The organism is Oerskovia rustica (assembly GCF_014836555.1).
GTDB lineage: Bacteria > Actinomycetota > Actinomycetes > Actinomycetales > Cellulomonadaceae > Oerskovia > Oerskovia rustica.
The window spans coordinates 33,919-43,095 of record NZ_JACSQQ010000020.1 but is presented as its reverse complement, the minus strand read 5'-3'; the positions used below and the strand labels follow the sequence as shown (position 1 = coordinate 43,095).

General features: G+C 72.4%; 9 protein-coding genes. 8 read left to right on the top strand and 1 reads right to left on the bottom strand.

What is annotated here, in order from left to right; all coding sequences use genetic code 11:
- The 6 genes from H9652_RS19820 to H9652_RS12620 form a co-directional block, all read left to right on the top strand.
- Positions 1–342, top strand: a 342-nt coding sequence (locus H9652_RS19820) for a FecCD family ABC transporter permease (RefSeq protein WP_225228178.1), incomplete at its 5' end; no start/stop codon positions are given.
- 44 nt (positions 343–386) lie between these two features.
- Positions 387–1,478 carry an iron-enterobactin ABC transporter permease gene (gene fepG, locus H9652_RS12640; RefSeq protein WP_318244158.1) on the top strand — a complete coding sequence of 364 codons (1,092 nt, stop codon included), beginning with the start codon at positions 387–389 and terminating at the stop codon, positions 1,476–1,478.
- Between the two features lie 53 nt (positions 1,479–1,531).
- Positions 1,532–2,434: an ABC transporter ATP-binding protein gene (locus H9652_RS12635; RefSeq protein WP_191796564.1), complete on the top strand. Its 903-nt coding sequence runs from the start codon at positions 1,532–1,534 to the stop codon at positions 2,432–2,434.
- 151 nt (positions 2,435–2,585) lie between these two features.
- Positions 2,586–3,896, top strand: coding sequence for a serine--tRNA ligase (gene serS, locus H9652_RS12630; RefSeq protein WP_191796563.1), 1,311 nt, complete (start codon positions 2,586–2,588; stop codon positions 3,894–3,896).
- A 161-nt stretch (positions 3,897–4,057) separates the two neighbouring features.
- Positions 4,058–4,840 carry an HAD family hydrolase gene (locus tag H9652_RS12625; protein WP_191796594.1) on the top strand — a complete coding sequence of 261 codons (783 nt, stop codon included), beginning with the start codon at positions 4,058–4,060 and terminating at the stop codon, positions 4,838–4,840.
- A 26-nt stretch (positions 4,841–4,866) separates the two neighbouring features.
- Positions 4,867–5,313 (top strand): GNAT family N-acetyltransferase, encoded by a 447-nt coding sequence (locus H9652_RS12620; protein WP_318244151.1) that lies wholly within the window; start codon positions 4,867–4,869, stop codon positions 5,311–5,313.
- Between the two features lie 77 nt (positions 5,314–5,390).
- On the opposite strand, the gene map is transcribed toward H9652_RS12620, so the two are convergent.
- On the bottom strand, positions 5,391–6,173 hold the full coding sequence (map, locus tag H9652_RS12615) for a type I methionyl aminopeptidase (protein ID WP_191796562.1): 783 nt from the start codon (positions 6,171–6,173) through the stop codon (positions 5,391–5,393).
- 272 nt (positions 6,174–6,445) lie between these two features.
- Between map and H9652_RS12610 the strand changes: the two genes are divergently transcribed.
- Both H9652_RS12610 and H9652_RS12605 read left to right on the top strand, forming a co-directional pair.
- Entirely contained in the window at positions 6,446–7,453 is a 1,008-nt protein-coding gene (locus H9652_RS12610) for a LacI family DNA-binding transcriptional regulator (protein WP_191796561.1), read from the top strand.
- Between the two features lie 275 nt (positions 7,454–7,728).
- Complete coding sequence (locus H9652_RS12605) at positions 7,729–9,117, top strand: ABC transporter substrate-binding protein (protein ID WP_191796560.1); 1,389 nt, start codon at positions 7,729–7,731, stop codon at positions 9,115–9,117.
- The last annotated feature ends 60 nt before the right edge of the window (positions 9,118–9,177 follow it).

Genomic DNA, 9,177 nt, shown 5'->3' with positions numbered 1-9,177 from the left:
GGCGGCGACCTCGCCCGGTCCCTCGGGGCCAGCATCAACCGCACCCGCACGATCGTGGTCGTCGCGGTCACGCTCCTGTGCGGGGCGGCCACCGCCGCCGCGGGCCCCATCGGGTTCGTGGGGCTCATGGTCCCGCACGTCGCGCGCTGGATCGTGGGCCCCGACCAGCGGTGGATCCTGTCCTACACGCTCGTCATGTCGCCGATCCTGCTCCTGGTGTCCGACGTCGCAGCGCGCCTGGTCCTGCGGCCCGCCGAGCTGCAGGTCGGCATCGTGACCGCGTTCGTCGGCGCCCCGGTCCTCATCTGGCTCGTGCGACGCAGGCAGGTGAGCGGGCTGTGACCGCGCCCGTGCAGACGCCGCCCGCCGAGGACGCCGCGGCTCCGGTGACGCCCCCGGGAACGCCAGGTACGCCGGGTGCATCGCGTGCCCGCCTCGACTTCGGCCGACCCACGCGCGTCGTGCGCTCGCGCCGCGGACGGTTCTCCGCACGCCTCGACGTGCGCGCCGCCGTCGTGACCCTCGTGCTCGTGGTGCTCGCCGCGGCCGTGGGCGTCGTCGCGCTCGGGGTCGGCGACTACGCCGTCGCCGTGCCCGACGTGCTGCGCGCCCTCACCGGCGACGCCCCCGAGGTGATCCGCATGGTCGTCGTCGAGTGGCGCCTCCCGCGCGTCCTCCTCGCGATCCTGCTCGGCGGCGCCCTCGGCATGAGCGGCGCGATCTTCCAGTCCCTGACCCGCAACCCCCTCGGCAGCCCCGACATCATCGGGTTCAACACGGGCGCGTACACCGGGGCGCTCGTCGTGATCCTGCTGCTCGGCGGGTCGTACAGCGCGGTCGCCGCCGGGGCCATGATCGGCGGGCTCGCGACCGCGGGCATCGTCTACCTGCTCGCATACAAGAACGGCGTCCAGGGCTTCCGGCTCATCATCGTCGGCATCGCGATCAGCGCCATGCTCGCGTCCGTCAACACGTGGCTCATCCTCAAGGCCGACCTCGCGCGCGCCATGGCCGCCGCGACCTGGGGAGCGGGCAGCCTCAACGGGCTGTCCTGGACCCAGGTCCTGCCCGTCGTGCTCATCCTCGCGGTCCTCGTGCCGCCCCTGGTCCTCCTGGGGCGACGCATGAACGTCCTCGAGATGGGCGACGACGCCGCGCAGGCCCTCGGCGTCCGCTCCGAACGCACGCGGCTCTCGCTCGTCGTCGTGGGGGTCGCGCTCACCGCGCTCGTCACGGCCGCGGCCGGACCCATCGCGTTCATCTCGCTCGCCGCGCCCCAGCTCGCCCGACGGCTCACGCGCGGCGCGACCGTCGGCCTCGCGTCCTCGGCCGCCATGGGCGCCGCGCTGCTCGCCGCGAGCGACCTCGTCGCGCAGCGGGCGTTCGCGCCCACGCAGCTCCCCGTGGGCGTCGTGACCGTCAGCATCGGCGGCTGCTACCTCGTGTGGCTGCTCGCCCGGGAGGCGAGGCGGCAGTGAGCACCCGGACCCGCACGGCCCCGACCAGCCCCACCCCTCCCGAGGAGACGGCGATGACCGCCACGACCACGACGCCGGCTACCCCGGCGACCACGACGCCGACCGCGGCCGACGCGCCCGCGGCGGGCTACGCCGTCGGGCCGGCTGTCCCGGGTACGCCGGGCGTGCCCGGCGAGCCTCGGCTGCGTGCCGAAGGGCTCAGCATCGGGTACCACGAACGCATCGTGTCCCAAGGGCTCGACGTCGCGATCCCGGACCGGTCCTTCACCGTGATCGTCGGGCCCAACGCGTGCGGCAAGTCGACCCTGCTGCGTGCCCTGTCACGGCTGCTCACCCCGAGCGTCGGGCAGGTCGTGCTCGACGGGAAGACCATCACGTCCTACAAGGCCAAGGAGGTCGCGCGACGGCTCGGGCTCCTGCCCCAGACGTCGATCGCGCCCGACGGCATCACCGTCGCCGACCTGGTCGCCCGCGGCCGCTACCCGCACCAGAAGCTCCTGCGGCAGTGGTCGCGCGAGGACGAGGACGCCGTCGTACGGGCGCTCGCGGCCACGCAGGTCACGCCGCTGTCGGCGCGGCCCGTCGACGAGCTGTCGGGCGGCCAGCGCCAGCGTGTGTGGGTGTCCATGGTGCTCGCCCAGGAGACCGAGCTGCTGCTGCTCGACGAGCCCACGACCTTCCTCGACATCGCGCACCAGATCGAGCTGCTCGAGCTGTTCGGCGACCTCAACCGCGAGGGCCGCACGCTCGTCGCGGTGCTGCACGACCTCAACCACGCCTGCCGCTACGCGACGCACCTGGTCGCGATGAAGGACGGGGCCGTGGTGGCGCAGGGGGCGCCGGGCGAGATCGTGACGGCCGAGCTGGTCGAGGAGGTGTTCGGGCTGCGCTGCACGATCATCGACGACCCTGTCACGGGGACCCCGCTGGTGATCCCGCTGGGCCGCCGAGGGTGACGCTCCAGCCCGCCGAGGGTGACGTGCCGGTCACCCTCGGCGCCCGTGCGCGTCACCGTCGGCGCCCCCGCGCGTCGCCGTCGGCACCGGCGTACGTCACCGTCGGCGGGCCCCGTGCCGCGCCCTCCCGCACGTTGGATACCCTCTAGTGGTGATCGATCTTCGACTTCTGCGCGACAACCCCGACGTCGTCCGCGCCAGCCAGGTGGCTCGCGGCGACGACCCCGCCCTCGTGGACCAGGCGCTCGACGCCGACTCCCGCCGTCGCAGCGCCCTGACGGACTTCGAGCAGATGCGCGCCGAGCAGAAGTCCCTGGGCAAGAAGGTCGCGCAGGCGAAGGGCGACGAGAAGACCGCCCTGCTCGCGCACACCAAGCAGCTCGCGGAGGGCGTCAAGGCCCGCCAGAAGGACGCTGACGACGCCGAGGCGCAGCTCAAGACGATCCTGTACAAGATCTCGAACGTGATCGAGGGAGCGCCTCCCGGCGGCGAGGACGACTACGTCGTGCTCCGCGAGGAGGGCACCGTCCGTGACTTCGCGGCCGAGGGCTTCACGCCCCGCGACCACCTCGAGCTGGGCGAGGGCCTGCGCGCGATCGACACCGAGCGCGGTGCCAAGGTGTCGGGCGCCCGCTTCTACTACCTCACGGGGGTCGGGGCGCGCCTCGAGCTCGCGCTGCTCAACGCGGCCATGGACCAGGCGACGCAGGCGGGCTTCACGCCCGTCATCACGCCGACGCTCGTGCGCCCCGAGATCATGCAGGGCACGGGCTTCCTGGGCGAGCACGCGGACGAGATCTACCGCCTCGAGGCCGACGACCTGTACCTGGTCGGCACGAGCGAGGTCGCGCTCGCGGGCTACCACTCGGGCGAGATCCTCGACCTGTCGGACGGCCCCAAGCGGTACGCGGGCTGGAGCGCGTGCTACCGCCGCGAGGCCGGTTCGTACGGCAAGGACACGCGCGGCATCATCCGCGTGCACCAGTTCCACAAGGTCGAGATGTTCAGCTACGTCGACCCGGCCGACGCCGAGGCCGAGCACCAGCGTCTCCTCGCCTGGGAGGAGGCCATGCTGCGCAAGTGCGAGCTGCCGTACCGCGTGATCGACACCGCGGCGGGCGACCTCGGGTCGAGCGCGGCCCGCAAGTTCGACTGCGAGGCCTGGCTGCCGACGCAGGAGCGCTACCTCGAGCTGACGTCGACGTCGAACTGCACGACGTTCCAGGCCCGCCGCCTGGGCGTGCGCGAGCGCGTCGACGTCGACGGCAAGTCCGAGACGCGCACGGTCGCGACGCTCAACGGCACGCTGGGCACGACGCGCTGGATCGTCGCGATCCTCGAGAACCACCAGCAGCCCGACGGCTCGGTCCGCGTCCCCGAGGGCCTGCGGCCCTACCTGGGCGGGCTCGAGGTCCTGGAGCCGGTGGGCGCGTCGGCCGGTTCGTCGAAGGGCACGGCGTGACGGGCACGCCGGACAGCACGGTCACCACGAGCACCCCCCGGCCCGACGACGTCGCTCCCGCAGGCGCGCCGTCGCACCCGGGCGAGGTGGCGCCGTCGGGCACGGACGCCCGGTCGGACGCGGCCCGTGCCGCGAACCCGAACCGTCCGGGGGAGGGGCCGCTGCTCGTCGCGCTCGACATCGACGGCACGATCCTGAGCCACGACGACGTCCTGAGCGACGGTGTCGCGGACGCGATCGCGGCCGTGCGCGCGGCGGGGCACCACGTGCTGCTGTCGTCGGGCCGGTCGCTCATCGCGGTGCTGCCCATCGCCGAGCGCCTGGGCCTCGCCGAGGGGTACATGGTGTGCTCGAACGGCGCCGTGACGGCCCGCTTCGACGACGCGTCGCCGACGGGCTACGTGGTCGACGAGATGATCACGTTCAACCCGGAGAACGCGCTGCGGCTGCTGCGCGACCAGCTCCCTGACGCGCTCTTCGCGGTCGAGGACGTGGGGATCGGCTTCCGCATGAACGACCTGTTCCCGCACGGCGAGCTCGACGGCGTCCACGACGTGGTCGACTTCGAGGAGCTGTGGTCGGGCGAGGTCACGCGTGTCGTGGTGCGCAACCCGGGGTCGACGAGCGAGGAGTTCAGTGCGCTGGCCGGGTCCCTGGGGCTGAGCGACGTCACGTACGCGGTGGGCTGGACGGCGTGGATGGACATCGCGCCGCTGGGCGTCACCAAGGCGAGCGCCCTGGAGCGCGTGCGCGGGCTGCTGGGCGTGGCCCCGGGCGCGACCGTGGCCGTGGGGGACGGCAGCAACGACATCGACATGCTGCGCTGGGCCGGTCGCGGGGTGGCCATGGGCCACGCCGAGCCCGAGGTCAAGGCGGCGGCGGACGAGGTCACGGGCAGCATCGACGAGGCCGGCGCGGTCGCGGTGCTGCGCAGCCTGGTCTGAGACGCGCGGGCCGCTAGGCTGCGCGCGTGAGCGACGCAGCGGCCACCACGATCGTCCGACGGGCCACGGCCGACGACCTCGATGCCGTCTGGCCGCTGGCCCGCGACTTCGCGACGTCGTTCACGCCGCGCAGGGAGTCCTTCGAGGCGACGTTCCGCGCGCTCCTGACGGCTCCCGACGCCCTGCTGCTGGTCGTGGAGGGGGCGAGCGGCGTCGTCGGGTACCTGCTCGCGCACTGGCACCCGACGTTCCTCGCCAACGCGCCCGTCGTCTGGGTCGAGGAGCTCATGGTCGACGCGAGCGTGCGCGGCCAGGGGCTGGGACGTCTGCTCATGACGGCGGCGGAGGCGTGGGCCGTCGAGTCCGGTGCCGCCTACGTGTCGCTCGCGAGCAGACGTGCGGGGAGCTTCTACCGGGCGCTGGGCTACGAGGACTCGGCGACGTTCTACAAGAAGCCTGCCCCGCCGAGGTAGACCCGTACGCGCGAGGTAGACCTCCCGGAGGTCTACAGCGCGCGCACGGGACTACCTCGTGGCCCGGGGACCGGGCGTCAGTCGCGCGCCGTCAGGACCAGCGGCCCGTCCTCGGTGATCGCGACGGTGTGCTCCGAGTGCGCGCCGCGCGAGCCGTCGGCGCTGCGCAGGGTCCAGCCGTCGGGGTCGGTGAAGATCTCGTCGGTCGTCTCGAGGAACCACGGCTCGATCGCGATCACGAGGCCCGGCTTGAGCGGGAAGCCGCGGCCCTTGCGGCCGTCGTTGGGCACGTGCGGGTCGCCGTGCATGGTGCGACCCACGCCGTGACCGCCGAAGTCGGTGTTGATCCGGTAGCCCGCCCCGTGCCCCACGGCTGCGATGGCCGCCGAGATGTCGCCGATCTTGTTGCCGGGCTGCGCGGCTGCGATGCCTGCGGCGAGGGCGTCCTGGGTCGCGACGATGAGCTTCTGGTCCGCTGCGCCACGGTCGCCAGCGCGCGGGGTCCCGACGACGAACGACACGGCGCTGTCCGAGACCCAGCCGTCGACCGACGCCGCGAAGTCGAGGCTCAGCAGGTCGCCGTCCTGGAGGCGGTAGTCGAACGGCAGGCCGTGCAGGACGGCGTCGTTGACCGACGTGCAGATGACCTTGCCGAAGGGGCTCGCCCCGAACGACGGGTGGTAGTCGATGTAGCAGGACTCGGCGCCGCGGTCCTTGATCATCCGGTGCGCGAGCGCGTCGAGCTCGAGCAGGTTGACGCCGACCTTCGCGGCCGCGCCGACCTGCGTGAGGACGTCCGCGACGAAGCGGCCCGCCGGGCGCATCTGCTCGATCTCGCGGGGGGTCCTCAGCTCGATCATGGTGTTCCTCTCGGTGCGTGCGTGTAGGTGCCGGGCCGCCGCGGGAAGCCGCGGCGTCGTCCGGCCTGTTCCCAGGGTGTCACGGGAGGGCGCCGTGGGTGCAACCGCGGGATCACGGGTCCGAGCCCTGACACCGTTCGCCGGTCCCCGCCAGGTCACCCGCGACGACGTCCCGCGTCCCCTCCCGCAGGCCGTCCGCAGCGCCCTGATCGCCCCGGTCCGCCCGTGCCGTGAATCGCTTCTGCTCCGTGGACGGGGGACAATCGCTCCTCGTGGCAGGAATTGACGAGGTAGCGCAGGCAGCCGGGGTGTCGACGGCGACGGTCTCGCGCGCGCTGCGGGGACTGCCGAACGTGTCGGCCTCGACGCGGGCGCGCGTCCGGGCGGAGGCCGAGCGCCTGGGGTACGTCCCGTCGCCGTCGGCGGCGTCGCTCGCGACCGGGCGGACCCGGACGATCGGCGTGATCACGCCGTGGGTGAGCCGGTGGTTCTTCGCGAACGTCATCGAGGGCGCAGAGCGCGCACTGCGCTCGGTGGGCTACGACGTGCTGCTCTACACGTTCGAGGTCGACGACGGGCGTCCGCGCCGCAAGGTCGACCCGACCGTCCTGCGGCGCCGTGTCGACGGCACGCTCGTGGTCGGGCTCCCGCTCGAGGACGACGAGGTGGCCTCGCTCGTGGCGCTGGGGACGCCCCTGGCCTTCGTGGGTTCGGGGCCCGCGGACCAGGTGACGGTCCGGCTCGACGACGTGCGGACCGGTTCGCTCGCGACCCGCCACCTGCTGGACCTGGGGCACCGGGTGGTCGGGCACATCACGGGCCAGCCGGACCTGGTCTCGTCCTGGTCGCCGCCGGTCGAGCGGTCGACGGGGTACGAGCGCGCGCTCCGGAAGGCGGGGATCGACCCGTCACCGGACCTCGTGGTGAACGGCGGGTTCGACGTCGCGGGGGGACGGTCCTCGACCAAGTCGCTCCTGCGGAGGCGCCCCGACATCACGGCGATCTTCGCGGCGTCGGACGAGATGGCGATGGGCGCGATCCTCGCGGCGCGCGACCTGGGCCTGGACGTGCCACGCGACCTGTCGGTGATCGGGGTCGACGGGCACGACCTGGGCGAGCTCGTCGGGCTGACGACGATCGGGCAGGACGCCTACCAGCAGGGCGCCGACGCGTCGATGCTGCTCATGGAGATGATCAACGGCGCCCCCGTGCCCGACAGCCTGACGTACCCGACGCACCTGGTCCGTCGCTCGTCGACGTCGCAGCCGCGTCGCCGGTGATCCTGCCGCACCGAGCACGGTTTCCGCGACTGAGCCCCGGTTCCCGGCGCGCTGACGGGCTTCCGCAGGTCACCACTGGTGGGAGCGCGACCACCGTGAGCGGTTGCGAGGCGTCATGAGTAACGGAATCGTTACTCGCGAACGGGCCTCCTGCGCTTGCGCAACCGTGATGTAAACGCTTGCATGGCAAGTGGGGCGGTCGAGTCGAGGACGACGGACCGCGACACCCGCGGGCCGACCGCGATGTCAGCACCACAACGCTGTGGAGGAATGTCATGACCAGAAGCATCCTGTCACCCAAGCGCCGTGCCCTCGCGGCTGTCGCCGGCGGGGCAAGCCTCGCGCTCGCGCTCACCGCCTGCGGCGGCAGCGGAGGAAGCGACGAGACGTCCGGCTCGTCCGGCGAGGCGTCCAGCATCGACTGCGCCCCCTACGAGGAGTTCGGCGACATCGACGGCACCACCGTCCACGTCTACACCTCGATCGTCGACCCCGAGGGGGCGACGATGCAGACCTCGTTCGAGCCGTTCACCGAGTGCACCGGCGTCGAGGTCGACTACGAGGCATCTCGCGAGTTCGAGGCCCAGCTCCTCGTGCGCGTCAAGGCGGGCAACGCCCCCGACATCGCCTTCCTCCCGCAGCCCGGCCTGCTCCAGACCATCGTGCGCGACACCGGCACGATCGTCCCCGCACCGGACGCCGTCTCCAAGAACGTCGACGAGTTCTTCGAGCCGACCTGGAAGGAGTACGGCACGGTCGACGGCGTCTTCTACGCCGCACCCATGGACGCCAACGTCAAGTCGTACGTCTGGTACTCGCCCACCGCGTTCGCCGACGCCGGCTACGAGGTCCCCGAGACCTGGGACGACCTCATGGCTCTCTCGGCCCAGTACTCCGAGGACAACGACGGGGCCATCCCGTGGTGCGCCGGCGTCGAGTCCGGTGACGCGACCGGCTGGCCCGGCACCGACTGGGTCGAGGACATGATGCTCCGCACCGGCGGGCCGGACGTCTACGACCAGTGGTACAAGCACGAGATCCCCTTCAACGACCCGCAGGTCGTCGCGGCCTTCGACGCCGCCGGAGAGGTCCTCAAGGACCCGGCCATGGTCAACGCAGGACTCGGTGGCGTCGACTCGATCGCCACGACCCCCTGGACCGACGCCGGCTTCGGCCTGCTCGACGGGACGTGCTTCCTGCACCGCGCCGCGAACTTCTACCAGACGCAGTTCCCCGAGGGGACGGACGTCTCCGAGGACGGCGAGGTCTACGCGTTCTACCTGCCCACCAACCAGACCGACATCAAGCCCGTCGAGGTGGGTGGCACCTTCGCCGCCGCGTTCAACGACCGCCCCGAGGTCCAGGCCTTCCAGACCTACATCTCGAGCGCTGACTGGGCCAACGCCAAGGCCAAGGCCACGCCCAACGGCGGCTGGGTGAACGCCAACCTGCAGCTCGACCCCGAGAACCTTGCGACCGAGTTCGACCGCCTGTCCGCGTCGATCCTCACCGACGAGAACGCGATCGTCCGCTTCGACGCCTCCGACCTGATGCCGGGCGCCGTCGGTGCCGGGACGTTCTGGACGGGGATCGTCAACTGGCTCACCGGGTCCAGCACGCAGGAGGTCGTCGACCAGATCGAGGCCTCCTGGCCGGCCTCCTGACCGAGGACGCCAGCACGGAGGCGTGAGGAGCCGGGGCCCGTCGTCCACGCGACGGGCCCC